The sequence below is a fragment of the Pseudomonas sp. HN11 genome (genome assembly GCF_021390155.1).
Classification (GTDB): Bacteria; Pseudomonadota; Gammaproteobacteria; order Pseudomonadales; family Pseudomonadaceae; genus Aquipseudomonas.
Genome location: NZ_CP089985.1, coordinates 384,378 through 410,667, shown reverse-complemented (window position 1 = coordinate 410,667; position 26,290 = coordinate 384,378). Strand labels below are relative to the sequence as shown.

General features: G+C 60.7%; 26 protein-coding genes and 1 pseudogene. 14 read left to right on the top strand and 13 right to left on the bottom strand.

Translation table 11 applies throughout. The features are described from left to right. The first annotated feature begins 34 nt into the window (after positions 1-34). The gene (phaC, locus tag LVW35_RS01900) at positions 35-1,717 is read left to right on the top strand and encodes a class II poly(R)-hydroxyalkanoic acid synthase (protein ID WP_233893446.1); all 1,683 of its coding nucleotides are present in this window, start codon (positions 35-37) and stop codon (positions 1,715-1,717) included. 27 nt (positions 1,718-1,744) lie between these two features. After that, positions 1,745-2,365: a TetR/AcrR family transcriptional regulator gene (locus LVW35_RS01895; protein WP_095014376.1), complete on the top strand. Its 621-nt coding sequence runs from the start codon at positions 1,745-1,747 to the stop codon at positions 2,363-2,365. Positions 2,366-2,414: 49 nt separating this feature from the next. Here LVW35_RS01895 and LVW35_RS01890 read toward each other — a convergent pair whose 3' ends face one another. The 3 genes from LVW35_RS01890 to LVW35_RS01880 all read right to left on the bottom strand — a co-directional run bounded on the left by LVW35_RS01890 (position 2,415) and on the right by LVW35_RS01880 (position 4,213). After that, a complete protein-coding gene (locus tag LVW35_RS01890; RefSeq protein WP_233893444.1) occupies positions 2,415-3,398 on the bottom strand; it encodes a phasin family protein in 984 nt (327 codons plus the stop codon). Positions 3,399-3,410: 12 nt separating this feature from the next. Then, positions 3,411-3,833 (bottom strand): phasin family protein, encoded by a 423-nt coding sequence (locus LVW35_RS01885; protein ID WP_233893442.1) that lies wholly within the window; start codon positions 3,831-3,833, stop codon positions 3,411-3,413. 104 nt (positions 3,834-3,937) lie between these two features. Next, positions 3,938-4,213, bottom strand: a complete 276-nt coding sequence (locus LVW35_RS01880) for a polyhydroxyalkanoic acid system family protein (protein ID WP_233893441.1) — start codon at positions 4,211-4,213, stop codon at positions 3,938-3,940. Between the two features lie 144 nt (positions 4,214-4,357). Here LVW35_RS01880 and ubiE point away from each other — a divergent pair, with 144 nt between their 5' ends. The 12 genes and pseudogenes from ubiE (at position 4,358) to LVW35_RS01825 (ending at position 14,377) form a co-directional block, all read left to right on the top strand. Continuing rightward, positions 4,358-5,128 carry a bifunctional demethylmenaquinone methyltransferase/2-methoxy-6-polyprenyl-1,4-benzoquinol methylase UbiE gene (ubiE, locus tag LVW35_RS01875; RefSeq protein WP_003171186.1) on the top strand — a complete coding sequence of 257 codons (771 nt, stop codon included), beginning with the start codon at positions 4,358-4,360 and terminating at the stop codon, positions 5,126-5,128. Then, positions 5,128-5,751 (top strand): ubiquinone biosynthesis accessory factor UbiJ, encoded by a 624-nt coding sequence (locus LVW35_RS01870; RefSeq protein WP_233893440.1) that lies wholly within the window; start codon positions 5,128-5,130, stop codon positions 5,749-5,751. Before ubiE ends, LVW35_RS01870 begins: the two co-directional genes overlap by 1 nt. Then, positions 5,748-7,352, top strand: coding sequence for a ubiquinone biosynthesis regulatory protein kinase UbiB (gene ubiB / locus LVW35_RS01865; protein ID WP_233893439.1), 1,605 nt, complete (start codon positions 5,748-5,750; stop codon positions 7,350-7,352). The genes LVW35_RS01870 and ubiB overlap by 4 nt, the downstream gene beginning before the upstream one ends. 41 nt (positions 7,353-7,393) lie before the next feature. Next, positions 7,394-7,786 (top strand): phosphoribosyl-AMP cyclohydrolase, encoded by a 393-nt coding sequence (gene hisI, locus LVW35_RS01860; protein ID WP_012721796.1) that lies wholly within the window; start codon positions 7,394-7,396, stop codon positions 7,784-7,786. A 2-nt stretch (positions 7,787-7,788) separates the two neighbouring features. Further along, complete coding sequence (locus LVW35_RS01855; protein ID WP_003209299.1) at positions 7,789-8,121, top strand: phosphoribosyl-ATP diphosphatase; 333 nt, start codon at positions 7,789-7,791, stop codon at positions 8,119-8,121. Positions 8,122-8,147: 26 nt separating this feature from the next. Next, a complete protein-coding gene (locus tag LVW35_RS01850) occupies positions 8,148-8,426 on the top strand; it encodes a twin-arginine translocase TatA/TatE family subunit (protein ID WP_233893438.1) in 279 nt (92 codons plus the stop codon). A gap of 10 nt (positions 8,427-8,436) precedes the next feature. Next, positions 8,437-8,841 (top strand): Sec-independent protein translocase protein TatB, encoded by a 405-nt coding sequence (gene tatB / locus LVW35_RS01845; protein WP_233893437.1) that lies wholly within the window; start codon positions 8,437-8,439, stop codon positions 8,839-8,841. Further along, the gene (gene tatC, locus LVW35_RS01840; protein ID WP_233893436.1) at positions 8,838-9,611 is read left to right on the top strand and encodes a twin-arginine translocase subunit TatC; all 774 of its coding nucleotides are present in this window, start codon (positions 8,838-8,840) and stop codon (positions 9,609-9,611) included. Before tatB ends, tatC begins: the two co-directional genes overlap by 4 nt. Further along, positions 9,608-10,315 carry a 16S rRNA (uracil(1498)-N(3))-methyltransferase gene (locus LVW35_RS01835; RefSeq protein WP_233893434.1) on the top strand — a complete coding sequence of 236 codons (708 nt, stop codon included), beginning with the start codon at positions 9,608-9,610 and terminating at the stop codon, positions 10,313-10,315. The genes tatC and LVW35_RS01835 overlap by 4 nt, the downstream gene beginning before the upstream one ends. A 131-nt stretch (positions 10,316-10,446) precedes the next feature. Next, positions 10,447-11,505, top strand: a pseudogene (locus LVW35_RS29040) (methyl-accepting chemotaxis protein); the annotation flags it as partial. Then, positions 11,491-12,363, top strand: coding sequence for a methyl-accepting chemotaxis protein (locus LVW35_RS29035; RefSeq protein WP_392396927.1), 873 nt, complete (start codon positions 11,491-11,493; stop codon positions 12,361-12,363). The pseudogene LVW35_RS29040 and the gene LVW35_RS29035, both read left to right, overlap by 15 nt. A gap of 106 nt (positions 12,364-12,469) precedes the next feature. Then, positions 12,470-14,377: a methyl-accepting chemotaxis protein gene (locus LVW35_RS01825; protein ID WP_233893431.1), complete on the top strand. Its 1,908-nt coding sequence runs from the start codon at positions 12,470-12,472 to the stop codon at positions 14,375-14,377. On the opposite strand, the gene LVW35_RS01820 is transcribed toward LVW35_RS01825, so the two are convergent. From LVW35_RS01820 to LVW35_RS01775, 10 genes are all read right to left on the bottom strand, one after another. Further along, positions 14,372-15,106, bottom strand: a complete 735-nt coding sequence (locus tag LVW35_RS01820) for an amino acid ABC transporter ATP-binding protein (protein ID WP_233893430.1) — start codon at positions 15,104-15,106, stop codon at positions 14,372-14,374. The genes LVW35_RS01825 and LVW35_RS01820 overlap by 6 nt on opposite strands. After that, entirely contained in the window at positions 15,099-16,058 is a 960-nt protein-coding gene (locus LVW35_RS01815; protein ID WP_233893429.1) for an amino acid ABC transporter permease, read from the bottom strand. Before LVW35_RS01815 ends, LVW35_RS01820 begins: the two co-directional genes overlap by 8 nt. A gap of 141 nt (positions 16,059-16,199) precedes the next feature. Next, on the bottom strand, positions 16,200-16,997 hold the full coding sequence (locus LVW35_RS01810; protein WP_233893428.1) for a transporter substrate-binding domain-containing protein: 798 nt from the start codon (positions 16,995-16,997) through the stop codon (positions 16,200-16,202). 219 nt (positions 16,998-17,216) lie between these two features. Next, positions 17,217-18,017, bottom strand: a complete 801-nt coding sequence (locus tag LVW35_RS01805) for a transporter substrate-binding domain-containing protein (RefSeq protein WP_233893427.1) — start codon at positions 18,015-18,017, stop codon at positions 17,217-17,219. Positions 18,018-18,203: 186 nt separating this feature from the next. Then, on the bottom strand, positions 18,204-20,774 hold the full coding sequence (gene mdoH / locus LVW35_RS01800; RefSeq protein WP_233893426.1) for a glucans biosynthesis glucosyltransferase MdoH: 2,571 nt from the start codon (positions 20,772-20,774) through the stop codon (positions 18,204-18,206). Continuing rightward, on the bottom strand, positions 20,767-22,503 hold the full coding sequence (locus tag LVW35_RS01795; RefSeq protein WP_326489598.1) for a glucan biosynthesis protein G: 1,737 nt from the start codon (positions 22,501-22,503) through the stop codon (positions 20,767-20,769). Before LVW35_RS01795 ends, mdoH begins: the two co-directional genes overlap by 8 nt. 267 nt (positions 22,504-22,770) lie before the next feature. Then, complete coding sequence (gene dtd, locus LVW35_RS01790) at positions 22,771-23,208, bottom strand: D-aminoacyl-tRNA deacylase (protein WP_233893425.1); 438 nt, start codon at positions 23,206-23,208, stop codon at positions 22,771-22,773. Continuing rightward, positions 23,205-24,176 (bottom strand): prolyl aminopeptidase, encoded by a 972-nt coding sequence (pip, locus tag LVW35_RS01785; RefSeq protein WP_233893423.1) that lies wholly within the window; start codon positions 24,174-24,176, stop codon positions 23,205-23,207. The genes dtd and pip overlap by 4 nt, the downstream gene beginning before the upstream one ends. A gap of 103 nt (positions 24,177-24,279) precedes the next feature. Continuing rightward, positions 24,280-25,209, bottom strand: a complete 930-nt coding sequence (locus LVW35_RS01780; protein ID WP_233893422.1) for an alpha/beta hydrolase — start codon at positions 25,207-25,209, stop codon at positions 24,280-24,282. A gap of 137 nt (positions 25,210-25,346) precedes the next feature. Further along, positions 25,347-26,282 (bottom strand): choline ABC transporter substrate-binding protein, encoded by a 936-nt coding sequence (locus LVW35_RS01775; RefSeq protein WP_233893421.1) that lies wholly within the window; start codon positions 26,280-26,282, stop codon positions 25,347-25,349. Between the last annotated feature and the right edge of the window lie 8 nt (positions 26,283-26,290).

Genomic DNA, 26,290 nt, shown 5'->3' with positions numbered 1-26,290 from the left:
CCTGTTTGGTGGCTTGACGAAGGAGTGTTGGCTCATGCGAGAAAGACCCGTGACGAACCCGGCGCCCACCCCTGCCGCGTTCATCAATGCGCAAAATGCGATCACCGGCCTGCGCGGTCGGGACCTGCTGTCGACCCTGCGCAGCGTTGCCGCCCATGGTTTGCGTAACCCGGTGCATACCGCCCGCCATGCCTGGGCCTTGAGTGGTCAGCTGGGGCGCGTCCTGCTGGGCGAAACGGTGCACGAGCCCAACCCCAACGACGGCCGCTTCACCGACCCCACCTGGAAACTCAACCCGGTGTACCGGCGTAGCCTGCAAGCCTATCTGAGCTGGCAGAAGCAGACCCGTCAATGGATTGATGACAGCACCCTGAGCGCCGATGACCGCGCCCGTGCGCACTTTGCCTTCTCGCTGATCAACGATGCGGTCTCGCCGTCCAACACACTGCTCAACCCGCTGGCGATCAAGGAATTGCTCAACTCCGGCGGCAACAGCGTGGTGCGAGGCGTGAGCAACCTGTTCGAAGACCTTGTGCACAACAATGCCCTGCCGCGCCAGGTGAGCAAGCACGCCTTCGAAGTGGGCAAGACGGTCGCCACCACCCCAGGCTCGGTGGTGTTTCGCAATGAGCTGCTGGAGCTGATCCAGTACAAGCCCATGAGCGAAAAGCAGTACGCCAGGCCGCTACTGATCGTGCCGCCGCAAATCAACAAGTACTACATTTTCGACCTGAGCCCGGCCAACAGTTTTGTGCAGTACGCCCTGAAAAACGACCTGCAGACCTTCATGATCAGTTGGCGCAACCCGGACGTGCGCCATCGCGAATGGGGGCTGTCCACCTATGTGGCTGCGCTGGAAGAAGCACTCAACGTATGCCGCGCCATCACCGGCGCCCGCGAAGTCAACCTGATGGGCGCCTGCGCCGGCGGCCTGACCATCGCCGCGCTGCAAGGCCATCTGCATGCCAAACGCCAGCTGCGCCGCATCTCCAGCGCCAGCTACCTGGTGAGCCTACTGGACAGCCAGATCGACAGCCCCGCCAGCCTGTTCGCCGACGAGCAGACCCTGGAAGCCGCCAAGCGCCGCTCCTATCAACAAGGCGTGCTGGACGGCCGCGACATGGCCAAGGTGTTCGCCTGGATGCGCCCCAATGACCTGATCTGGAACTACTGGGTCAACAACTACCTGCTGGGCAAGGAGCCACCGGCCTTCGACATCCTGTACTGGAACAACGACAACACACGCCTGCCCGCCGCGCTGCACGGCGACCTGCTGGACTTCTTCAAACACAATCCGCTGAGTCATCCCGGTGGCCTGGAGGTATGCGGCACGCCTATCGATTTGCAGAAGGTCACGGTGGACAGCTTCAGCGTGGCGGGCATCAACGACCACATCACGCCGTGGGATGCGGTGTATCGCTCCACCCAGCTGCTGGGCGGCGAGCGGCGCTTCGTGCTGTCCAACAGCGGGCATATCCAGAGCATTCTCAACCCGCCGGGCAACCCCAAGGCCAATTACGTCGAGAACCCCAAGCTGAGCAGCGACCCGCGCGCCTGGTACTACGACGCCAACCACGTCGAAGGCAGCTGGTGGCCGCGGTGGCTGGCGTGGATCCAGCAGCGCTCCGGCGTGCAACGCGAAACCCTTACTGCCCTGGGCAGCCAGAACTACCCACCGATGGAAGCGGCGCCCGGCACCTATGTGCGGGTGCGTTGAGCTCAACGATCACATTAAGAAGACTGGATGAAGACCCGCGACCGTATCCTTGAATGTGCCCTGCAGTTGTTCAACCAAAAGGGCGAGCCGAACGTGTCGACCATGGAGGTGGCCAATGAAATGGGGATCAGTCCCGGCAACCTCTACTACCACTTCCACGGCAAGGAGCCGCTGGTACTCGGGTTGTTCGAACGCTTCCAGAATGAGCTGGCTCCGCTGCTGGATCCACCGGCGGACGCGCAACTGGAGGCGGAAGATTACTGGCTATTCCTGCACCTGATCGTCGAGCGCATGGCGCATTACCGGTTCTTGTTCCAGGACCTGTCGAACCTGGCAGGGCGCCTGCCGAAGCTGGCCAAGGGCATTCGCAACCTGCTGACCGCGCTCAAGCGGACTCTGGCATCTTTACTGGCGCGACTGAAAGCGGCGGGGCAATTGGTCAGCAGCACCCAGGCCCTGGGGCAACTGGTGGAACAGATCACCATGACCCTGCTGTTCTCGTTGGATTACCAGCGGATTCTTGACCGTGAGGGCGAGGTGCAGGTGGTGGTCTACCAGATCATGATGCTGGTGGCGCCGCATTTGCTGCCGCCGGCGCGGCAGGCGACTGAGCGGTTTGCGCTCAAGTACGTCGATCACACCCCATAAAAAATGCCCGACCTTTGCAGGCCGGGCATTTTTTGTGTCCTGGAAAAAATCAGGACTGACTGGATGGCGTCGGGGTTGCCGGCGTTGCAGTCGAGGTCACAGCAGCAGGGGCCGGTGCGGACACCGAGTTGGCTGTGGAAGCGGTTGGCGCATTAGCAGGCTTGGCCGCAACAGCTGGCTTGGCTGCTGCCGGTTTTTTTGCTGCTGCTGGCTTCTTCGCGGCGGCTGGTTTTGCCGCTGGCTTGGCTGCAGCAGGTTTGGCTGCTGGTTTCGCGGCGGCCGGTTTGGCTGCTGGCTTCGCAGCGGTTGGCTTGGCAGCAGGTTTTGCGGCAGCAGTTTTGGCCGCTGGCTTGGTGGCAGGTTTAGCAGCGGCCTTGGTTGCAGGTTTTGCGGCAGGCTTGGCAGCGGCTTTAGCGGCCACCGGCTTAGCAGCCGATTTAGCGGCAGGTTTGGCTGCAGCAGTTTTAGCCGCTGGCTTGGCGGCTGGTTTAGCGGCCGCTTTGGCAGTGGGTTTGGCTGCCGGCTTGGCGGCAGCTTTTACCAGAGGCTTGGCGGCAGCTTTCGCAGCAGGTTTGGCCGCTGCGGTTTTAGCCGCTGGCTTGGCAGCCGTTTTTGCAGCAGCCGTTTTCACGGGAGCCACTTTAGCACCGGTCAGTTTTTCGATTTGCTTGGTCAGCGTATCGACCTTACTGTTCAGTGTTTTCAGTTCAGCCTTGCTCGGCACGCCCAGTCGTGAAATGGCACTGTTAAGGCGTTTGTCGAAAGTTTCTTCCAACTTGCCCCACGTGTCAGAAATGCTCGACTTGGCGGAACCGGCAGTTGCCTTGGCCGCTTCAACTTTTTTGCCCACCGTGGTCTTGGTCAACTTCTCGGCCTTTTCGCCGTCCTTGACCAAAGTCTCGAAGTACTTGCCGCCGTCACTGCTAACCTTCGAGTACACGCCTAAACCAGCAAGCCAGATCTTACGGGAATATTTTTCAACTTCCCCGACCCACGAGCTGCCTTCTTTCTGAGTAGTCTTTTTAACAGCCATCCCGATGTCTCCTTAGTGTTTACGCGCGACACGTTCTAGCAATGTCGTCAGCTCTTCGAGCTTAGCAGAGAGTGTCTCAACGTCATGTTTAGACGCAATGCCGATTCGATTCAAGGCACTGGCAACACGAGTATCAAAAGCTTTTTCAACTTTATCCAGCTGAACTTCTACCAGACCTTTGACGGCGGAGACATTACTCTTTACTTGATCAATCTGACTGTTGGCGGCCTCAAGTTGTTCAACAGCAACTTTTTTGCCTTTACTTTCAACGTGTTGACCGGTTTTAACCAGCTCTTTGAAGTAATCGCTGCCCTCGCTTCCGACCTTGATATACGCGCCAAGTCCTGCCAGCCAGATTTTGCGGGCGTAGGATTTAACCTCGCTCAGGGTAGTGGTCTGGGTGTCGATTTTTTTCTTCAAGATAACTTTGGCCATGGTGCACCTCACGCAGAATAGGGTGGAGGAACGGCCCGCAGAGTTGAGGGCTTGGGCACAAAGTAGGCTGGAAAATTAGAATCGGCACCCTAAGAACAGGTTGATCACGCCAGCGCCTTATCCACGGCCTTTTCAATTTCGGACTTGATGGTCCCACTCATGGCCGACATCAACAGCCCCAGCTCAACGTCGATGCGCAACGAATCGTCGGCGACTAATACAGTGCCCTTAACCCCTGAACGCTTGAGGCTCAAGGTATCACCGGACCACGACGACTCCAGGCCATATTGCTCCTTGAGTTTGAGCGCCAACTTGTCGGCCTTTGCCCGTGCGTCTTCTTTACCCAGGGAATGTGCACGTTCAACGGTTATACGGGCCATTGCAATGACTCCTCTTTATAGCGAGTTGTAAACCTTCCATGCGGCAAAAGGTCTCTGTGATGACCTATCTTACCTGCAGCCTTGCCAAGACAAAGCAGGCCTTGGGGATTATCATGTCCCGCATTCTCTTTTGGTGACAGCGATATGACTGATCAGCGCAAAGGCAGCGATGCCGAACCCACCACTCACTTCGGCTTCAAGAACGTCCCGGAAAGCCAGAAAGCGGAAAAAGTCGCCGAGGTGTTCCACTCGGTCGCGGCCAAGTACGACCTGATGAACGACGTGCTGTCGGGCGGCATGCACCGTCTGTGGAAGCGTTTCACCATCGAGTTGTCTGGCGTGCGCACCGGCAACCGCGTGCTGGATATCGCCGGCGGCACAGGCGACCTGGCCGCCAAGTTCTCCAAGCTCGTCGGCCCGACCGGTCAGGTGGTCTTGGCGGACATCAACGGTTCGATGCTCAAGGTCGGCCGTGACCGCCTGCTCGACAAGGGCGTGGCGGGCAATATCGAGTTCGTCCAGGCCGACGCTGAAAAGCTGCCGTTCCCCGACAACCATTTCGATTGCGTGACCATCGCCTTCGGGCTGCGCAATGTAACCCACAAGGAAGACGCGATCCGCTCGATGCTGCGGGTGCTCAAGCCGGGTGGCCGCCTGCTGGTGCTGGAGTTCTCCAAGCCAACCAACGCGCTGATGTCCAAGGTCTACGACACTTACTCGTTCGCTTTCATGCCGTTGATGGGCAAGCTGATCACCAACGATGCCGAAAGCTATCGCTACCTGGCCGAATCGATACGCATGCACCCCGACCAGGAAACCCTGAAGTCGATGATGGTAGAGGCCGGTTTCGACCGCGTCACCTACCACAACATGACCTCGGGCATCGTCGCCCTGCACCGCGGCATCAAGCCCTGATGCTGATCAAAGGCCTTCTCGCCAGCGTTGAACACGGCCTCAACCGTGTACTGCGCCTGGACAGCACCGCCCTGGCGCGGCTTGCGCACCTCAACGGCAAAGTCATTGCCGTCGACTGCCGCAGCCCCACCTTGCAGCTGTTTATCCTGCCCAGCGATGAAGGCCTGATGCTCGCGACCCAATGGGCCGCCGACGCCGACTGCACCCTGCGTGCGCCGGCATCGAGCCTGCTGCACCTGGCCCTGAGCCGCAACAAGACCGCCATCCTGCACAGCGCCGAAGTGGAGCTGGAAGGCGACAGCTCGGTGTTGATGGACCTGGCGGCCGTGTTGCAGGACCTGGAACTGGACTGGGAATACGAGCTGTCGCGCTGGATCGGCCCCGTCGCCACCCAGTTGATCAGCGGGCACCTGCGCAGCCGTTCGCGCTGGTACCAGCAAGGGTTCGCCAGCCTCAACCAGAACCTCGCCGAATACCTGAGCGAAGAATCGCGCACCCTGGTCGGAGAACGTGAGGCGCAAGCGCGCTTTCGTGAACTCGACAAGGCCAAAATCGACCTGGAACGCCTTGAGGCACGCTTCGAGCGCCTGAGCCGTTCCCTTGATCCAAGCGATAACGCATGAAGCTGCTCGCCGTCCGCCGTTTGTTTCGTATCCAGCGCGTCGTAATCCGGTACCGCCTCGATGACCTGCTGTTCGCCCTACCCCTGCCGTGGTTCCTGCTGGCGGTGCGCTATGTGCTGCCGTGGCGCTGGTTGCCGCGCAAGAAGCTGGAGCTGAGCCGTGGCGCGCGCCTGCGCCTGGCGCTGCAGGACCTGGGGCCGATTTTCATCAAGTTCGGGCAGATCCTCTCGACCCGCCGCGACTTGCTGCCCGAAGACATCGCCGACGAGTTGATGCTGCTGCAGGACCGCGTGCCGCCGTTCGATCCCCAGCTGTCGATGAAGCTCATCGAGGGGCAACTGGGCAAGAAAATCAGCGAAGTCTTCAGCCGCTTCGACGTCGAGCCTCTCGCCTCGGCCTCCGTGGCCCAGGTGCACGCAGCGCAGCTCAAGACCGGCGAAGAAGTGGTGGTGAAAGTGATCCGCCCCGGCCTCAAGCCGATCATCGGCCAGGACCTGGCGTGGCTGTTCATCCTCGCCCGCGCCGCCGAGCGCTTCAGCGCCGATGCGCGCCTGCTGCATCCGGTAGACGTGGTCGCCGACTACGAAAAAACCATCTACGACGAACTCGACCTGCTGCGCGAAGCCGCCAACGCCAGCCAGCTCAAGCGCAACTTCGAAGGCTCGCCGCTGCTGTACGTGCCCCAAGTGTATTGGGACTGGTGCCGCTCCAAGGTGCTGGTGATGGAGCGTATCTACGGCGTGCAGGTCACCGACCTCGCAACCCTGGCCGACCAGCGTACCGACATGAAGATGCTCGCCGAGCGTGGCGTGGAGATTTTCTTCACCCAGGTGTTCCGCGACAGTTTCTTCCACGCCGACATGCACCCCGGCAACATCTTCGTCAGTACCGTGAACCCGTGGAGCCCGCAATACATCGCGATCGACTGCGGCATCGTCGGCAGCCTGACCCCGGAAGACCAGGATTACCTGGCGCGCAACCTGTTCGCCTTCTTCAAGCGTGACTATCGCCGCGTGGCACAGTTGCACATCGATTCGGGCTGGGTGCCGGCGGAAACCAAGCTCAACGAATTCGAAGCGGCAATCCGTACCGTGTGCGAGCCGATCTTCGAAAAACCGTTAAAAGATATTTCCTTCGGCCAGGTGCTGATGCGCCTGTTCCAGACCGCACGGCGCTTCAACATGGAGGTGCAGCCACAGCTGGTCCTGTTGCAAAAAACCCTGCTGAACATCGAAGGGCTGGGTCGCCAGCTGTATCCCGATCTCGACTTGTGGAACACCGCCCAACCGTTCCTGGAGCGTTGGATGCGTGAGCGCATGAGCCCGAAAACCGTACTGGGCAACCTGCACAGCCAGATGGAGCAACTGCCGCACCTGGCCAACATGACCCGCGACCTGCTGGAACGCATGTCCCAGCCCCACGCCAAGGACCCGGCGCCGCCCTGGAAGCAGCGCAAGGACGACTGGTTCCTGCGGCTGCTGGGCGCCGCTCACTTGGTCGGCGGGGTGATGCTGGCCATCGGTGGCCCGCTGAACCAACTGGGTCACTGGCCGGCCGACATTATGGTCGCCGTGGGTGTTTATCTGATCGTGCGTCGATAGCCAATCCGGTTATACACTGTCGCAAATTGCCGGAGCCGAACATGAAAGACTGGCTGGACGAGATCAAGTGGGACAGTGACGGCCTGGTGCCGGCCATCGCCCAGGACTACAAGACCGGGCGCGTGCTGATGATGGCCTGGATGAACCGCGAGGCCCTGAGCCTCACCGCCACTGAGCAGCGCGCCATTTACTGGTCACGCTCGCGTGGCAAACTGTGGCGCAAGGGCGAAGAATCCGGGCACGTGCAGACCCTGCACGAGATGCGCATCGACTGCGACGCCGACGTGGTGATCCTCAAGGTCGAGCAGATCGGCGACATCGCCTGCCACACCGGCCGTCACAGCTGCTTCTATCGCGTGTTCGAGAACGGCGAATGGAAAGTCGTGGAGCCGGTGCTCAAAGACCCGCACGCCATCTACTCGGCAGGACACTAGACATGAGCGATACCCTGAACCGCGTGGCCCAGGTGCTGGAAGACCGCAAAGGCGCGGATGCCGACAGCTCCTACGTCGCCAGCCTGTACCACAAGGGCCTGAACAAGATCCTGGAGAAACTCGGCGAAGAATCCGTCGAGACCATCATCGCCGCCAAGGACGCGCAGATCAGCGGCGACTGCAGCGATGTCATCTACGAGACCGCCGACTTGTGGTTCCATAGCCTGGTCATGCTCGCCCAACTGGGGCAGCATCCGCAGGCTGTGCTGGATGAACTGGACCGACGCTTCGGCTTGTCCGGGCATGCCGAGAAAGCCTCGCGCCCGTCCGCCTGAATAACCAAGACTAGAGGATTTGCAGCATGGGCATTTTTGACTGGAAACACTGGATCGTCATTCTGGTGGTGGTGGTACTGGTGTTCGGCACCAAGAAACTCAAGAATCTGGGCACCGACGTGGGCGAGTCGATCAAGGGCTTTCGTAAAGCCATGAACGACGACGAAAAACCCGCCGACCCGGCCGCCAACCCGGTGCCTCCGACGCAGCCTGTGCACCCGCAGGCCACCCAGCCGATCACCGAGCGTCGCACCTTCGACGTGCAGGCTGAGAAAGTCGAAGAGCCGACCCGCAAAGACTCGTGAGCACTGACTAATGTTTGGTATCAGCTTCTCTGAACTGCTGCTCGTCGGCCTCGTAGCCTTGCTGGTACTGGGGCCGGAACGCCTGCCCGGTGCAGCACGCACGGCCGGCCTGTGGATCGGGCGCCTGAAACGCAGTTTCAACGCCATCAAACAGGAAGTTGAACGGGAAATCGGCGCCGACGAGATCCGTCGGCAACTGCACAACGAGCACATTCTTTCGTTGGAACAAGAAGCCCGCAAGATTCTGTCACCGGTGCAGGAGCCCGCCAAACCGGCGGCGCCCGTCGTCGAAAACAGCATCGCGCCTGCCGCTGAAGTCATCCCCGTGGCACCGACCGCTGCAACCGAGCCTGCGCCGACGCCCACCGCGTCGCCGGCGCCCCATGACCCTACATTGCCGCCGCGAGCCCCATGAGCGCTGATAAACCGGAAAACGACCAGCATATGCCGCTGGTCTCGCACCTCACCGAGCTGCGTACCCGCCTGCTGCGTTGCGTAGCGGCCATCTTCATTATCTTTGCCGGGTTGTTCGCCTTTACCCAGCAGATCTACACCTTCGTCTCGACGCCGCTGCGCCAGTATTTGCCGGCCGGTGCGACGATGATCGCCACCGATGTGTCGTCACCGTTCCTCACGCCGTTGAAGCTGACCATGATGGTCTCGCTGTTCCTGGCGATCCCGGTGATCCTGCACCAGATCTGGGGCTTTATCGCGCCGGGCCTGTACAAGCATGAAAAGCGCATCGCGGTGCCGTTGCTGGTGTCGAGCATCCTGTTGTTCTACACCGGCATGGCGTTCGCTTACTTCCTGGTGTTTCCGCTGATCTTCAAGTTCTTCGCCGCCGCCACCCCGGCCGGCGTGGAAATGATGACCGACATCACCAGCTACCTCGACTTCGTGATGACGCTGTTCTTCGCCTTTGGCGTGGCCTTCGAAATCCCGGTGGCCGTGGTGCTGCTGGTGTGGATCGGCGTGGTCAACGTGGCCTACCTGAAGAAGATCCGCCCGTACGTGATCATCGGCTGCTTTGTGGTCGGCATGATCCTCACACCGCCGGACATCTTCTCCCAGACCCTGCTGGCCGTGCCGATGTGGATGCTGTTCGAGATCGGCATCCTGTTCAGTGGCTTGATCAGCAAGCGTGGCGAACACACGGATGACCAGCCGCCAGCGACCCAGCCGTGAACCTGCTGCTCCTCGAAGAGGCTGACTTCATTGCGGCCGACCGAGTGGTGCTGCGTGATCGGCGCCTGGTGCACATGCAGGAAGTCCACCGCGCCGCCGTCGGCGACAGCCTGCGCGTCGGCCGCATCGCCGGGCTGATGGGCAATGCGCAGTTACTGCGGCTGGAAGCTTCAGAGGCCGAGCTGCAAGTGAGCTTCGACCAGCCACCACCGGCCAAGCTGCCGCTGACCCTGCTGCTGGCCCTGCCACGCCCGAAGATGCTGCGTCGGGTGTTGCAGACCGTGGCCGCCATGGGCGTGCCGAAGGTAGTGCTGGTCAACAGCTACCGAGTCGAAAAGAGCTTCTGGCAAACCCCGTTCCTGGAACCCGAGGCGATTCGCGAGCAATTGATTCTGGGCCTGGAACAGGCACGAGACACGGTGTTGCCCGAGATCATTATCGAAAAGCGTTTCAAACCGTGCGTCGAAGACCGCCTGCCAGCCATGACCGAGGGCACCCTGGGCCTGATCGGCCATCCCGGTGATTACCCGGCCTGCCCCCGTGGGCTGGATGAGCCGGTGACGCTGGCCATCGGCCCGGAAGGTGGCTGGATTCCCTACGAGGTGGACCTGCTGACCAAGGCTGGCTTGCAGCCCGTGCAATTGGGCGCGCGTATCCTGCGCGTCGAAACCGCCGTCACCGCCCTGCTCGCCCGCCTCTTCTAACACCATTGATACGTGCTTTGTAGTGAGCGGGCTTGCCCCGCTCACTACAAATCCTCATTTCCTACAGATATCTCCCTGACAGCCGATAACCTTTGAATAAGTCCAAGCCTTGTTCCAGGGGAGTTCGCAGCATGTATCGTTGGTTAGCCGAAAAGCTGGGGAATGTCAGCGTCAAAACCAAACTCGGCGTGGGCTTCGGCCTGGTGTTACTGCTGACATTAATGATCACCTTCACCGGCTGGACCGGCCTGGGCGATGTGATCAGTCGCGGTGACAAGCTGGGCTATATTTCCAGCCTCAACGGGATGACCAAGGACCTGCGCCTGGCGCGCCTGGACTTCGAAATGCGTCGCGGCGAACAAGGCACGGACGCGGTCAATAACCTGATCGCCAAACTGGATAGCGGCCTCAAAACCGCCGCCGACCTGATTGAGCAACCCGACGACAAGGCTCTGGTGGAACAGCAACAGGACGCCCTGAACCAATACAAAAAAGCCTTCGGCGCCATGGTCCAGGCCGGACTCAAGCGCGAAGGCGCGCGCAGCAGGCTGGGCGACACGGCCGACAACGCGGTGGCCAAGATCAGTGAGGTAGAAAAGTCCCTGCTGCAAGGCGACAGCGTCACGCAGTTCAACAGCGTGGTCGACCTGAGCAAACTGATCCAGCAAGCGCGCTTCCAGGTGCGTGGCTACACCTACAGCGGCAAGGTTGAGGCCGAGCAACCGGCCCTGGATGCCATCGACAATGCCCTGAAGAAAATCACCGAACTTGAAGGGCAACTGCCGGCGCAGTACCAGGCCAACCTGCAAGAGGCCGGCACCTCGCTGCAAGCCTACCGCGCTGCCGTCAGCCAGTACCGCGACTCCCAGACGGCCGCCGCTGCCGCGTTGAAGATCATGAGTGCCCAGGGCGACACCCTGCTGAGCCACAGCGAACAACTCACCACGTCGCAAACCGTGGTACGCGACACCGACGCCGCGCACGCCAAACAACTCTTGCTGCTGGCGACCGTGCTGGCGCTGATCTTTGGCCTGGTGGCTGCCTGGGCGATCACGCGCCAGATTATCATCCCGCTGAACCAGACCCTCCAGGTGGCCGAGCGCGTGGCCTCGGGTGACCTGAGCCACAACCTCACCTCCATGCGCCAGGATGAGCTGGGCCAACTGCAACGCGCCATGCAAAGCATGACCGTCGGCCTGCGCGAGCTGATCGGTGGGATCAGCGACGGCGTCACCCAGATCGCCAGCGCTGCCGAGCAATTGTCGGCGGTCACCGAGCAGACCAGCGCCGGGGTCAACAGTCAGAAGGTCGAAACCGATCAGGTCGCCACCGCCATGAACGAAATGGCCGCAACCGTGCAAGAAGTCGCACGTAATGCCGAGGAAGCCTCCGAAGCTGCCGTAGCCGCTGACCAACAGGCCCGTGAAGGTGACAAGGTCGTCGGCGAAGCCATCGCGCAGATCGAACGACTGGCCACCGAAGTGGGTAACTCCACGGTCGCCATGGGCGATCTGAAGCGTGAAAGCGACAAGATCGGCAGCGTGCTCGACGTGATCAAATCGGTGGCCCAGCAAACCAACCTGTTGGCCCTCAACGCTGCGATTGAAGCCGCACGCGCAGGCGAAGCCGGGCGTGGTTTTGCAGTGGTGGCCGACGAGGTGCGCAGCCTGGCCCAACGCACGCAAAAGTCCACCGAAGAGATCGAAGAGCTGATCGTCGGCCTGCAAAACGGCACCCAGCAGGTCGCCACCATCATGGACAACAGCCGTGGCCTGACCGACAGCAGTGTCGAGCTGACCCGCCGGGCCGGCAGTGCCTTGGCGAGCATCACCCGGACAGTCTCGACCATCCAGGCGATGAACTCGCAGATTGCCACCGCCGCCGAACAGCAAAGCGCGGTGGCTGAGGAAATCAACCGTAGCGTGCTTAATGTGCGTGATGTGTCGGAGCAGACCTCTTCGGCCAGTGAAGAGACCGCCGCGTCCAGTGCCGAACTGGCCCGCCTGGGCATTTACCTGCAAACGCTGGTGGGGCGCTTCCGGATCTGACCCACACTTTATGAAACGTCCTACGTAGTTATCAGCCCAGCATCACCCCGAATCGAATTAGCGTTTCCTTTGTTGCGAAACGCTTTTTCAGATTCGGAGGTTCATCATGTTTTCTCGGCTGACCCGCTTGCTGGACAATGCCAGCGTCCGTCTCAAGCTCGCCCTGGGCTTCGGCCAAGTGCTGATCCTCAGCTTCGTCATTGCCATGACAGGCTGGCAAGCGCTGAACGCCGTGCTGTTCCGTTCAAGCAACCTGACGGCCTTGAACCAACTGGCGGTTGTCGCCGAGGCCCTGCGTGCGGACCGTATCGTTTACCGAACGCTTGCAGACACCGCAAGCCTGGGCAAAATGAAGCTGCAGATTGCACAAATCGATCAACACCTCGGCTACCTGTCGAACCACCTTAAAGATTCCGCCGACCTGCAGCGCATCATGGACGCCGAGCGTTTGGTGTCCCGCTTCAAAGCCGGCCTGGTGGAACTGCCACCGTTGCTTGAGCAGCGCGAAAACATCCGTCCTGCGCTCCATTCGGCCGCACTGCAAGCCAGTGACACGCTCGCACAGCTGGCCAGCGACTTGCCTGACCAGCAAGACGAACAGGCGCTGGATGCCATTGAAAACCTGCGCCAGGCCATGGAGCGGGCCGAGGATCGTGCCCAGAACCCCGCCTGGGCTGCCGAGTCACTGCAAGCCTATGCCGAAGCACTCGATAAGACACTCCAGGCCATGGACATCGCTCAGTCCGCCGTGGCCAGCCTACCAGTCGACTCCGCCCCGCTTGGAACCGATCTGGCGAACTATCGCGCTCAGTTGATAAAACTCAAGGAGGCTCAACTGACCACCGAAACCGCCCAGAACCGGTTGGAACAACAGCTCAACCAGTTGCTCGAACACAGCGAATCGGTGAGCCAAAGCCAGACACTCAAACGCGACACCGAAGCGGACCATACGCGCACGCAGCTCATCAGCGTCACGATGGCGGCGTTGCTATTCGGTGCCCTGGCTGCCTGGTGGATCGCCCGGCAGATCACACTGCCCCTTCGCCAGGTACTGGCGTCCGCCAATCGCATCGCCCAGGGCGATCTCAGTCAAGATATCCAGGCGCAACGCAGCGATGAGTTGGGCCAACTGCAACTCACCATAGGCGACATGTCCCGCAACCTGCGAAGCCTGATCAGCGGCATCGGTGACAGCGCCCGGCAAATCGCCAGCGCCGCCACACAGCTGTCGGCGGTGACGGAGCAGACCCGCGCCGGGATCAGCAATCAGAAAGACGAAACCGACCAGGTCGCGACAGCGATGAATGAAATGCTCGCCACCGCCCAGGAAGTTGCGCGGCACGCCGAACAAGCCTCGGTGGCGGCCAATGAGGCCGATGAACAAGCCACTGCAGGGGACAAGGTTGTCGGGCAGGCCGTGGAGCAGATTGGCCATCTGGCCCACGAAATGGCGCGCGCCAGCCAGGCGATGGTTGCTTTGCAACAGGAGAGCCAAAAGATCGGGGGCGTGCTGGATGTCATCAAGTCCGTGTCGCAGCAGACCAACCTGCTCGCCCTGAACGCCGCCATTGAAGCCGCGCGGGCTGGCTCGGCAGGCGAAGGGTTCGCCGTGGTCGCCGATGAAGTGCGTAGCCTGGCTTTACGCACGCAGGAATCCGCTGAAGAGATCGAAGGGCTGATACTCGGGTTGCACACCGGCACCCAGCAGGTGGCCGATATCATGGACGCCAGCCGCGCGCTGACTGACTACAGCGTCGACCTGAGCCGCGACGCGGGCGATGCCTTGGTGGCGATTATCCGTACAGTCTCGATCATCCAGGAAATGAACCCGCAGATCGCCGCTGCCGCTGAAGAGCAAAGCGCGGTGGCAGAAGAGATCAATCGCAGTGTGTTGAAGGTGCGCGATGTATCCGAACAAACCGCCACCGCCAGTGAGGAAACGGCAGCGGCGAGTGTTCAGTTGTCCCGGCTGAGCCTGGATCTACAGGCGCTGGTGGGTAAATTCAGGTTATAGGACCTGGCGCAGGAAGGCCTGGGCACGCGGGTCTTTCGGCGCATCAAAGAACTCGGCCGGGGCGGCGTCTTCAAGCAACTTGCCATGATCGAAGAACAGCACCCGATCGGCCACTTCACGGGCGAAGCCCATTTCGTGAGTGACGCAGACCATGGTCATGCCTTCCAGGGCCAGGGTTTTCATTACGTCCAATACTTCGCCGACCATTTCCGGGTCCAGCGCCGAGGTGGGTTCGTCGAACAGCATGACCTTGGGGTCCATTGCCAGGGCCCGGGCAATCGCGACCCGTTGCTGCTGACCGCCGGACAAGCGTGACGGAAACTCATTGGCCTTCTGCGCAATGCCGACCTTTTCCAGCAACGCCAGGGCCTTGGCCTCGCGCTCCTTCTTGCCGCGCTTGCGCACGACTTTCTGCGCCAGGCACAGGTTTTCCAGCACGGTCATGTGCGGGAACAGGTTGAAGTGCTGGAACACCATGCCGACTTCGCGGCGATAGGCGTTTACGTCAGTCTTGGGGTCGGCCAGTTGCAGGCCGTCGATGCTCACCGAACCCGAATCGAACGCTTCCAGGCCATTGAGGCAACGTAGGAAGGTCGACTTGCCGGAGCCGGACGGGCCGATCACCACCAGCACTTCGCCCTTGGCCACCTGGGTGGTCACATTGTCGACCGCGCGGACTACCTGGCCACGGGTGTCGAAGACTTTTACCAGGTCGCGGACTTCAATCACTTTGCGCGAGCCTCCGCTCAAGCCGGCTGGCCATTTTCGACAGCGGCAGGTTGATCAGCAGGTACAGGCCTGCGACGCAGAACAGGATTTCAAACGGCGAGAACGAGGTGGTGATCACTTCGCGGCCGCTCTTGAGCAGTTCAGTAATCGCAATCACCGAGACCAGCGACGTGTCCTTCACCAGGCTGATAAATTGCCCAGCCAGCGGTGGCAGCACGCGCTTGAAGGCTTGCGGCAATACCACGTGACGCATCGACTGACTGGCACTCAAGCCCAGGGATCGCGCGGCTTCGTTCTGGCCACGGGCGATGGACTGCACACCAGCGCGGACGATTTCCGCTACATAGGCGCCAGTGAACAGCGACAGCGCGGCGATCCCGGCAAATTCCCGGGACAGATTGAGCACCGTGCCGATAAAGAAATAGAAAATGAAGATCTGCACCAGCAGCGGCGTACCGCGCACCAGTTCGACGTAGATCGTCGACAGATCCCGCAGGGTCGGGTTGCTGGACAAACGGCACAGGCCGGTAGCCAGGCCTATGATCAAGCCGAGGATGCCGGAGACCACCGACAGCCACAGCGTGGTCCACAAACCCCACATCAGCGGGCCCAGCGCCCAGTGGCGGGTTACGCCAACCACGTCGCCCTCGGCCACGTCGTCACCACGTGCCACTTGCAGGCTGTTGTCGGCAACGGTCAGCTTCTGTTCGACGCCTGCGTCGTTGCGCAGGGTTACTTCGGCGACATCGCCTTTGCGCACCAGCTCAACGACCGTGGAGATATCAGCGGCGCGCTGGGAGGTCTCGGCCTGGTAGGCGAAGTACTGCGGCACGCGGTTCCAGCGCCACTCGTAGGACATCAACGAGGTGGCGTAGTACAAGGCGCCAGCCAGGCTGACCAGCACGACCACGGTCAGCAGGTGCCAGGGCCATTGGGCTTTTTTCTGTTTCATTTCAGGTTCCGGGATGTGTATCGCCTGTCAGCCCGCCTTCGCGAGCAAGCCCGCTCCACACTTGACCGAGTTCCAACATGAGAATGCAGTCAAAATGTGAGAGCGGGCTTGCTCGCGAAGGGCGCGACTCGGTCTAAAGCCTTATTCCATGTCCTTGAGCCACTCAGAACTCTTGAACCACTTGTCATGGATGCGATCGTAGGTGCCATCGTTGCGGATCTGGTGCAGGAAGTTGTTGATGAAGTTGATGCTGTCGTAATCGCCTTTCTTCAGGCCGAACGCCAGGGGTTCGAAGGTGAAGGGTTCTTCCAGGTACACCAGCTTGCCGTTACCGACTTTTTTCTCGGCAACCACGTTGTAGGGCGCGTCATACACAAAAGCATCGGCCTTGCCGTTGACCACGTCCAGCACGCCTTCCTGCTCGTTGTCGTAGCCGTGATACTTGGCCTTGGAGATCAACTTCTTGGCGACCATTTCACCGGTGGTGCCCAGCTTGGAGGTCAAGCGATATTTCTCGTCGTTCAGGTCTTTGTAGGACTTGATGGTGCCTTCCAGTTCCTTGCGGATCAGCAGGGTCTGGCCAACCACGATGAAGGGTTCGCTGAAGTTCAGGCGCAGGTTGCGTTCCTGGGTCAGGGTCATGCCGCTGCCGATCATGTCGAACTTATTGGTCAACAGGGCGGGGATGATGCCGTCGTAGCCGGTAGAAATCGGCTCTAACTTGACGCCCATGGACTTGGCCATGGCCTTGAGGATGTCGACTTCGAAGCCAATGATTTCGCCGCGCTTGTTGGTCATCTGGAACGGCATGTAGGTCGGGTCCATGCCGACTTTCAGCGTGCCACGCTTGACGGCATCATCGATCGCGCCGGCCTGGGCCACATTGGCCGCCACGAACGCGGTGACGCCAAGCAGCAGCATCGAAAGATACTTTTTCATCATCAAGTCCCCTGAACGATTCTTATAAGGTCGGTGCGAAAAAGGGCTGCACCATTTCGGGGTGCGATCCTAACCCACTCGCCTGCTGTCACAAAGGTTTCACGGCTATTTGTTGTCGGCGTATGTCGGAAAAGCCCCACAAGGGTGCAGCGAAGCGCAGGGATAGACCGGTGCGTAGACGACCCGGGCAAGGGATTGATGTGTAAGCAGTTATTGCTTTCAGTCGATTTCCGTCAGCCATCCAGTGTCTCTGAACCACTTGTCGTGCAAGCGATCGTAAGTCCCATCTTGGGCAACCTGGTTGAGGAAGTGGTTGATCCAGTTGAGGCTGTCGAAATCACCTTTATTCAAGCCAAATGCCAGGGGCTCGAAGGTGAAAGGTTGCTCCAGCGCCAGCAGTGCGCTGTTTTCCGGACGCCCCAGGGCAATAAGGTTATAGGGTGCGTCATGAATAAAGGCATCCGCCTTGCCTTGCACCACCTCGCGTACCCCCTCCTCCGGCGTTGCAAAACTGCTGAGTCGGGCCGCCCCCAGAAACCGTCGGGCCGCCGCCTCGCCGGTGGTGCCTTCGGTTGTCGCGATTCGAAAGCTGGCATCGTCCAGGTCTTCGACACTGGTGACCTTGCCCGCAAGGCGTGGATGCAACAGCACGGACTGGCCAACCACGATGAACGAGTCGCTGAAGTTCAGCTTGAGGTTGCGCTCCTGGGTGACGGTCATGCCGCTGCCGATCAGGTCGAACTGTTTCGCCTGCAGCCCCGCCACCAGTTCGGTGTAAGGCACCGCAATCAACTCAAGCTCCACGCCCAGGGCTTGGCTCATGACATTGAGCAGGTCGATTTCAAAGCCAACGATACGGCCCTGTTTGTCAGTCATTTCGAAGGGTACATAAGTGGGCGTAGTGCCGACTTTCAGTACGCCGCGTCGAACGGCGTCGTCAATCGCGCCGGCCTGTGCCAAACCTATGTGAATCAATGCGACAGCGCTTATTAGCAGCGCCGAACAATAGCCTTTGCTCATGAATACCCCAGTGGCGAGTCAAATCCGGGGGGCGATGCTAACTCAGCGACGGGCACGGAAATACGCCTCAATGAGGGTCTTTTGTTTCGAAAAAACAAGAGGTTAGCGCGAGAGAGGACGAAGCGGGCAACGCTGTAGGACCAGCGCTTCGACGCCCCCCGAGGTGAGCCCTCGGGGGCGTCTGAATCAGGCGGGTTGGGCCTGGGACGACAGCGGTTGCAGCGGCAGCAACGGCGCGTGCGGATCAGCCTTGACCGAGTCACGCCAGGCAGCGAGCCATTCGGCATGGCCCTCGCTCCAGACGTGCTCGTGCAGGCGAGCCAGGGCGACCGGGTCACTGAGCAAGGCCAGGCGCTCGCCGTTGTTGAGACCGGCAGGGCCGACTTTCAACGCATGGCGAACACGCTCGGCGCGCAGGTACTCGATCGGCTCGGCCTGACCGTGACGCGAGGTCGCCAGGGCGCAGGCCAGGGCGTTCTGCTGCGGGTCGACCACCGAGCGCACGAAACCGTCATTCAACGCGTGCCAGCGGTTTTCGTGGGTGTACTGGTCGGTAGACAGCAGCGCCTGCGGCGGATTGTATTCCTCAGGGATCAGGAACAGGCTCTCATCACGAGACTTGAGGCCCAGATTGACCCGGCTGGAAATCACCGACACCGGAATCGACAGCATCAACGACCCGACAATCGGCACCAGCCACCACAGAAAGCTTGGGTTCAACCAGACCACCAGCAACGCCCAGAGGAAGCCGAGCAGGGTCTGGGTGCCATGGCGTTTGAACGCCTCACCCCAGGTGGTGGAGTCGTCATCGCGCTTGGGCGAGTTCCAGGTCGCCGCCCAGCCGAGGAACGCTGCCAGTACAAAGCGGGTGTGAAAAATCATCCGCACCGGTGCGAGCAGCATGGAGAACAGCATCTCCAGCAGCATCGACATCGTCACCTTGAACTTGCCGCCGAACTCTTTCGCGCCCTTGGCCCAGATCAGGATGATGCTCAGCAGTTTCGGCAGGAACAGCAACACGATGGTGGTGGAGAACAGCGCCACTGCCTTGTCCGGATGCCATTGCGGCCACAGCGGGTACAACTGGCGTGGCGCCATGAAGTACTGCGGCTCCATCAGCGTGTTCACCGCCAACAGGGCCGTGGACAAGACCAGGAACAGGAACCATAACGGCGCCGACAGGTAAGACATCACGCCGGTCAGGAAAACCGCGCGGTGCACCGGGTGCATACCTTTAACCAGGAACAGGCGGAAGTTCATCAGGTTACCGTGGCACCAGCGACGGTCACGCTTGAGTTCATCCAGCAAGTTCGGCGGCAGCTCTTCATAGCTGCCCGGCAGGTCGTAGGCAATCCACACGCCCCAGCCGGCGCGGCGCATCAGCGCAGCTTCAACGAAGTCGTGGGACAGAATCGAGCCGGCGAACGCGCCTTTACCCGGCAATGGCGCCAAGGCGCAGTGCTCGATGAACGGCTTCATGCGGATGATTGCGTTGTGACCCCAGTAGTGGGATTCACCCAGCTGCCAGAAGTGCAAACCGGCGGTGAACAGCGGCCCGTACACGCGGGTAGCAAACTGCTGCATACGCGCATACAAGGTGTCCATGCCCGACGCACGCGGCGCGGTCTGGATGATCCCGGCATCCGGCGTGGCTTCCATCAGGCGCACCAGGCTGGTCAGGCATTCGCCGCTCATCACGCTGTCCGCGTCGAGCACGACCATGTACTTGTAATCCCCGCCCCAACGGCGGCAGAAGTCGTCGAGGTTGCCACTCTTGCGCTTTACGCGACGGCGGCGACGGCGATAGAAGATCTTGCCGAAGCCACCGGCTTCGCGGCACACGTCGAGCCAGGCTTGCTGTTCGGCAATGCAGATGTCGGCATCATTACTGTCGCTGAGCACGAAGAAGTCGAAGCGATCCAGATCGCCGGTGGCGGCCACCGACTCGAACGTGGCGCGCAGGCCGGCGAATACCCGAGGCACGTCTTCGTTGCAGATCGGCATCACCAGCGCGGTGCGAGCGTCTTTGGGAATCGGCTCGTCACCGGCACTTTTACCGGAGATCCGGTATTTATCGTGCCCGGTCAGCAATTCCAGGAAGCCCATCAACGCGGTCCAGAAACCAGCCGACACCCAACAGAACAAGATCCCGAACATGATCAGGATGCTGGTTTGCAGGGCATAGGGCAGCACCTGGGTAGCGGTTTGCAGCAGGGTCTGGTTGCGGATTTCGTCGAAGTCGACCAGCGACCAGCCCTGGTACGGCATGATGCCTTTCATGTACCAACCGGCAACGATGGTCTGGCCGAGCATCAGCACCAGCAGGATGTACCGGCGGATCGAACCCACGGTACGCCAGCGCGCGGCCGGCAATACGCGCTCATCCTTCGGCGGGGCCGGAGGGTTGCTGCGCCCGGTGATACGACGCCAGCCGCGCACCAGAATATTGGTGCGCCACGGCTCCGGGACCACGCGGGTACGACGGATCGGCGGCGTGGCCTTCAGACACACGCGGCCAGCGGCGTCGACCGCCAGCATTTCGGCGTCTTGCAGCTCTTCGGCGGTGTTGAGGGTCAATCGGCGGCCAACCGATGCCTGGGCGGCATCGATGGGCGCGTCGAACGTCGACGACGACAAGCGTTCGTGCAACTCGGTGAAGGATGTGCAACCCGCCAGTTCGGCGCGCTGCTCAGCGGTCATCGGTAGATGCGCCAGATACTCGTGCAGAGTCTCTGGCTGGACTTGAGAGTTACTCATCGGCAGGCAACTGATAGCTCCAGGTTTCGGTCAGGACTTGCTCGGTCTTGATCGGCTCCGGTGTGGCTGGGGCAGCTTCTGGCTGCTTGGCTTCCTTGTCTTTCGCGTCTTTCTTGGCCTGTTTCTCGTGTTGCTTGGCCAGGACCTTGTCAGCCTTGAGTACGTGACTCGAGTCTTGCTCAGGAGCCGGCGGAGGTACATCTTGCACCAGCGCGGCGCGCATTTCGGTCGGCTTGCCTGCGTCCTTGATCTTCATGCGCAGGGTCAGGCGCCAGCCCTTGGTGTGTTCGTTGTAGCGCACGCTGTTCTCAACCAGCTCGGCGTTGTCGCTGACACTCACCTGGCTGCGCACTGCGGCGTCCGATGGCAGGGCCTTGAGGGACGGGCCCTCGAAGTCAACGAGGTAGGCCACGCTGCCGTCAGGCTGGCGGATCAGGTTGGATTGCTTCACGTCACCGGTGGAACGCAGGGTCTGCTTGACCCAGGCGCTGTCGGCCGGGTGCAGCGACTTTTCGTCCATGGTCCAGTGCAGGCGGTAGGAAACGTCGAGAGGCTGGCCCACTTCCGGCAGTTTTTCCGGGCTCCAGAAAGCAACGATGTTGTCATTGGTTTCGTCGGCAGTCGGGATCTCTACCAGGTTGACGGTGCCTTTGCCCCAGTCGCCCTCGGGTTCGATCCAGGCGCTTGGACGCTTGTCGTAGTTGTCGTCGAGGTCTTCGTAGTGGCTGAAGTCGCGACCGCGTTGCAGCAGGCCGAAACCACGCGGGTTCTCTACGGTGAAGTTGCTGACCGACAGGTGTTTAGGGTTGTTCAGCGGGCGCCAGATCCACTCGCCGTTGCCGGCATGGATCGACAGACCGCTGGAATCGTGCAGTTCACGACGGTAGTTCAGCACTTTGGAAGGCTGGTTCGCGCCGAACAGGTACATGCTGGTCAACGGGGCAACGCCCAGTTTGCTGACCTTGTCGCGCAGAAACATCTGGGATTTCACATCGACAATGGTGTCGGTGCCTGGGCGCAGGACCAGGCGGTACGCGCCGGTAGCCCGTGGGGAGTCCAACAGGGCAAAGATCACCAGTTGCTTCTCGCCCGGTTTTGGACGCTCGATCCAGAACTCGGTGAAACGCGGGAATTCTTCGCCGGACGGCAATGCGGTGTCGATCGCCATGCCACGGGCAGACAGGCCATACGCCTGGCCCTTGCCGACGACGCGGAAGTAGCTCGCGCCCAACATGGTCATGATTTCGTCTTGCTTGTCGGCCTTGTTGATCGGGTACAGCACACGGAAGCCGGCATAACCCAGCTGTTCGGTGGCTTTAGGATCAAACTTCACGTCGCCGAAATCGAAGCGCGTCGGGTCGTATTTGATTTCCTGGACGCTGTCGGCGGTGACTTCGTTGATTTTCACCGGTGTATCGAAATGCATACCCTGGTGATAGAAGGACAGCTTGAATGGGGTGTTCTGATCGGCCCACTCGGCTTTTTCGTTGCGGAAACGAATCTTCTGATAGTCCGCGAACTTCATTTCGCGGAATTCGTTCGGCAGATTGCTGCGCGGAGCTTCGTATTTCTGCCCGGCCAGCTCTTTTGCCTTGGCCGACACATCATCCAGACTGAATGCCCACAGTTGACCCGCGCCGAACAGGCAAAACAGGGCGGAGCCCGTCACCAGTGCGTTTCGTAACCGTTTGGCAGACAATTTTGGTGCATTACAGGGACTAACAATCACGAGCAACCCTCGCCGAAAACAGATCAAAAAACCAACGGCCAGCTATCTATATGCCAGGTTGGCGAGCATTGTTCCGACTCCCCTGGGACAAAATGATTCCCCATTGGTTGTCGGACAAGTCTCTACCTAAGTCAAAAATGGACCAAACAACGCTGATCCCCGTAGCGCGCGATTATCTAGTAGCCCGCGAGACAACGCATCAGGGATAACGAAGTATTTGTAGCGAAACCCCGCGTTTTTAGGCATTAAAAGTCGTTTTTAATACATTCATGTCTGTAAGAGGAAGGTCACAGGGCCATCATTGACCAAATGCACCTGCATATCGGCGCCAAAACGCCCTGAGGCCACCTTGCCATGCAATTGTTGCGCTTGTAACAACAAGTGATCAAAAAGCGCCGCTCCCAGGGCTGGCGGGGCCGCCGTGGAGAAGCTTGGCCGCAGCCCGCTCTTGGTATCCGCCGCCAGGGTGAACTGCGACACCAGCAGCAAACCACCGTCAATATCCTTCAACGACAGGTTCATCTTGCCTTCGTCGTCGCTGAACACCCGATAGTTCAACAGCTTGTGCAACAGTTTATCGGCACTCTGCGGCGTATCCGCAGGCTCGACAGCTACCAGCACCAGCAAACCCTGGTCGATGGCGCCGACGATTTCGCCCGCCACCTCGACCCGGGCGCCGCGCACCCGTTGCAACAGACCCTTCATGCTTCTTCAGGCGGCAGGTCAAGCAAGCGCCGCGCCATTTCACTGGTCGCACGCACCAATGCATCGGTGATGCCGGGTTCGGACGCCGCATGGCCGGCCTCGCGAATCACCTGCAGCTCACTGTTGGGCCATGCCTGGTGCAACTCCCAGGCGTTGTCCAATGGGCAGATCATATCGTAGCGTCCATGGATGATTACGCCAGGCAGATGAGCGATCTTGTGCATATCGCGAATCAGCTGGTTGGGTTCCAGGAACGAGTTGTTGGTGAAGTAGTGGCACTCGATCCGTGCGATGGACAAGGCGCGTTGCGGCTCGGAAAACCGCTCCACATGCTGAGGGCTCGGGCACAGGCCCAGCATGCGCCCTTCCCAGCCGGACCAAGCCTTGGCAGCGTGCATCTGGGCGATCTGGTCGTTGCCGGTGAGGCGCTTGTGGTAGGCCGCGATCATGTCGTGGCGCTCTTCCGGCGGAATCGGCGCGAGGTAGTCCTGCCAGTAATCCGGGAACAGGCGGCTGGCCCCTTCCTGGTAGAACCAGTGAATGTCCTGCGGGCGGGCCAGGAAAATGCCGCGCACGATCAGGCCGTGCACACGCTCGGGGTGGGTTTGCGCGTAGGCCAGGGACAGGGTGGAACCCCACGACCCACCGAACAACACCCATTTTTCGATGCCCAGGTGTTCGCGGATGCGCTCAAGGTCGGCGACCAGATCCCAGGTGGTGTTGTTCTCCAGGCTGGCGCGCGGGGTAGAGCGGCCGCAGCCACGCTGGTCGAAGGTGACGATGCGGTACAGGTTCGGGTCGAAATAACAGCGGCTCTGGGCATCGCACCCGGAACCGGGGCCGCCGTGGATGAAGACAACGGGCAAGCCTTCGGGAGAGCCACTTTCATCGACGTACAGGGTATGGATGTCATCGACGGCCAGATCGTGCCGGGCGTAGGGTTTGATCTGCGGGTACCAAGTCTGCATTGCGCGCTCCGTAGGGGTTCGGGTTCATCCCTGGGGGGACGTCTATTATTCTGCCGTCTGGCACTATAAACCCGAATTGTGCAATGAGCATGTCCTAGAGCACTTAGACCTGTGTCAGCCCTTCGCTCCACAGGTAATCCAGCAGGTAGTCGTAGAGCCGGTCCACTTCCGGCACCTGCCGCCGCGCCCGCAGGCAGCCGTGCACCAGGCCTTTGCCGGGATACAGCACAGCGGCCACGCCTGCCGCTTGCAGGCGTTCGGCGTAGAGCATGCCGTCGTCGCGCAATGGGTCGAACTGGGCCACGGCGATGAATGCCTTGGGTAAACCGCTGAAGTCTGCGGCCAGCAGCGGCATGGCGTAGGGCGACGGTTTGCCGCTGCCCTGCAGGTACAGCGCCAGGTAGTAGTCGGTGTCGGCGCTGCTGAGCAACGGCGCGTCCATGCAGTCACGCCGAGACGGCAAGTCGGAAGGACCGCCCAACCCCGGATAGATCAATACCTGGGCCCGAGGCAGTGGCTGCCGGTGGTCACGCAACCCCAGGCACAATGCCGCCGCCAGGTTGCCGCCGGCGCTGTCGCCAATCACCACCAGACGCTGCAGATTGATCGCATGAAGCCCCTGCCCTGCCTGGATCGCTTGCCACACGGCGCGGCAATCTTCATAGGCGGCAGGAAACGGATACTCAGGCGCCAAGCGATAATCGATAGCGATCACCAGCACCTGCAGGGCGCTGGCCAGTTCAAAGCAGATGAAGTCGTGGGAATCCAGCCCGCCCACCACCCAACCGCCGCCGTGCATATATAGAAGGCATGGCCAGCCATCAGGAGGAGTAGGCACGGTGGGCAGATAACTGCGCACACGCACGCCCGCCAGGGTGAAGTCCTCGACCTGCAAGCCTTCGGGTTGCGTCGGGGTGAATGCACAGCACATGCGGTCATAGCCTGTGCGCAGCCCAACCAGCGACGAGTCGTCGCTGGCGAAGGATTCGGTCTCGGCGACGAAGGCGGCGAGCTGAGGAGAAATCGGGTACATGCGCAAATATCCCTGACGGTGGACATCAAACTGTGGGAGCGGGCTTGCTCGCGAAGGCGGCGTGTCAGGCAGCTATTTGATACCTGATACCCCCCCCTCGCGAGCAAGCCCGCTCCCACATTTGTCCGGTGTTGTCCTCAAGGCTTGAGGCTGGCTTGCACAGCCGCCACGCCGTCGCTGCCATCAAACGCCTTGACCCCCGCCAGCCAGCGCTGCAAATCCTCGGGATGATCACGCAACCATTGCTTGGCCACGTCCTGAGGGGATTTGCGCTCCATGATCGGCACCATCAACTGGCTTTCCTGGGCGGCGGTGAAGGTGAGGTTCTCCAGCAAGCGATTGGCGTTGGGGCAGCGCTCGGCAAAATCAGGCGCGGTGACAGTAGAAACAGTAGCGCGGCCTTCGTCGGGGCCGAACACGTCTTCACTGCCGGTGAGGTAGGCCATCTTCATGTTGATATTCATCGGGTGTGGAGTCCAACCGACGAACACCACAAACTCCTTGCGATTCACCGCACGCTGCACCGCCGCCAGCATCCCTGCTTCACCGGAGGCGACCAGCTTGAAGCCGCCAAGGCCGAAGCGGTTGGTGTCGATCATTTTCTGGATATCGGTGTTGGCGCCACTGCCCGGCTCGATGCCATAGATCTTGCCGCCCAGCTTGTCCTTGAAGCGGGCGATATCGGCAAAGGTCTTCAAGCCGGCATCGGCCACGTACTGCGGCACGGCCAGAGTGGCCTGGGCGTCGGCGAGGCTGGGCGTGTCGAACACCTTGACCTGCTTGGCCGAAAGGAAGGGCGCGATGTTGTTGTCCATCGCCGGTTTCCAGTAGCCGAGGAAGATATCCAGGCGTTTGTCGCGGATGCCGGCAAAAATGATCTGCTGCACGGCGCTGGTCTGTTTGCTGTCGTAGCCCAGACCATTGAGCAGCACGTCAGCCATGCCGGAGGTGGCGACCACGTCAGTCCAACTGACCACGCCCATGCGGATGTTCTTGCAGGAGGCCGGCTCGGCGGCCATGACATTGGCGCTGAGCAACGCGGCGCCGGTGAGGGTCAACAACAGTTTTTTCATGGAAAAGG

What these genes read in the sequence shown, in the direction of transcription:
- LVW35_RS01825 (WP_233893431.1), top strand. Translation starts at nt 12,470, where the DNA reads ATGTTTTCTCGGCTGACCCGCTTGCTGGACAATGCCAGCGTCCGTCTC.
- LVW35_RS01775 (WP_233893421.1), bottom strand. Translation starts at nt 26,282, where the DNA reads ATGAAAAAACTGTTGTTGACCCTCACCGGCGCCGCGTTGCTCAGCGCC.
- LVW35_RS01780 (WP_233893422.1), bottom strand. Translation starts at nt 25,209, where the DNA reads ATGTACCCGATTTCTCCTCAGCTCGCCGCCTTCGTCGCCGAGACCGAA.
- phaC (WP_233893446.1), top strand. Translation starts at nt 35, where the DNA reads ATGCGAGAAAGACCCGTGACGAACCCGGCGCCCACCCCTGCCGCGTTC.
- ubiB (WP_233893439.1), top strand. Translation starts at nt 5,748, where the DNA reads ATGAAGCTGCTCGCCGTCCGCCGTTTGTTTCGTATCCAGCGCGTCGTA.
- LVW35_RS01885 (WP_233893442.1), bottom strand. Translation starts at nt 3,833, where the DNA reads ATGGCCAAAGTTATCTTGAAGAAAAAAATCGACACCCAGACCACTACC.
- LVW35_RS01855 (WP_003209299.1), top strand. Translation starts at nt 7,789, where the DNA reads ATGAGCGATACCCTGAACCGCGTGGCCCAGGTGCTGGAAGACCGCAAA.
- LVW35_RS01870 (WP_233893440.1), top strand. Translation starts at nt 5,128, where the DNA reads ATGCTGATCAAAGGCCTTCTCGCCAGCGTTGAACACGGCCTCAACCGT.
- tatC (WP_233893436.1), top strand. Translation starts at nt 8,838, where the DNA reads ATGAGCGCTGATAAACCGGAAAACGACCAGCATATGCCGCTGGTCTCG.
- LVW35_RS29035 (WP_392396927.1), top strand. Translation starts at nt 11,491, where the DNA reads ATGCAAAGCATGACCGTCGGCCTGCGCGAGCTGATCGGTGGGATCAGC.
- LVW35_RS01815 (WP_233893429.1), bottom strand. Translation starts at nt 16,058, where the DNA reads ATGAAACAGAAAAAAGCCCAATGGCCCTGGCACCTGCTGACCGTGGTC.
- LVW35_RS01895 (WP_095014376.1), top strand. Translation starts at nt 1,745, where the DNA reads ATGAAGACCCGCGACCGTATCCTTGAATGTGCCCTGCAGTTGTTCAAC.
- LVW35_RS01890 (WP_233893444.1), bottom strand. Translation starts at nt 3,398, where the DNA reads ATGGCTGTTAAAAAGACTACTCAGAAAGAAGGCAGCTCGTGGGTCGGG.
- pip (WP_233893423.1), bottom strand. Translation starts at nt 24,176, where the DNA reads ATGCAGACTTGGTACCCGCAGATCAAACCCTACGCCCGGCACGATCTG.
- tatB (WP_233893437.1), top strand. Translation starts at nt 8,437, where the DNA reads ATGTTTGGTATCAGCTTCTCTGAACTGCTGCTCGTCGGCCTCGTAGCC.
- ubiE (WP_003171186.1), top strand. Translation starts at nt 4,358, where the DNA reads ATGACTGATCAGCGCAAAGGCAGCGATGCCGAACCCACCACTCACTTC.
- LVW35_RS01850 (WP_233893438.1), top strand. Translation starts at nt 8,148, where the DNA reads ATGGGCATTTTTGACTGGAAACACTGGATCGTCATTCTGGTGGTGGTG.
- LVW35_RS01880 (WP_233893441.1), bottom strand. Translation starts at nt 4,213, where the DNA reads ATGGCCCGTATAACCGTTGAACGTGCACATTCCCTGGGTAAAGAAGAC.
- LVW35_RS01810 (WP_233893428.1), bottom strand. Translation starts at nt 16,997, where the DNA reads ATGAAAAAGTATCTTTCGATGCTGCTGCTTGGCGTCACCGCGTTCGTG.
- hisI (WP_012721796.1), top strand. Translation starts at nt 7,394, where the DNA reads ATGAAAGACTGGCTGGACGAGATCAAGTGGGACAGTGACGGCCTGGTG.
- dtd (WP_233893425.1), bottom strand. Translation starts at nt 23,208, where the DNA reads ATGAAGGGTCTGTTGCAACGGGTGCGCGGCGCCCGGGTCGAGGTGGCG.
- LVW35_RS01805 (WP_233893427.1), bottom strand. Translation starts at nt 18,017, where the DNA reads ATGAGCAAAGGCTATTGTTCGGCGCTGCTAATAAGCGCTGTCGCATTG.
- mdoH (WP_233893426.1), bottom strand. Translation starts at nt 20,774, where the DNA reads ATGAGTAACTCTCAAGTCCAGCCAGAGACTCTGCACGAGTATCTGGCG.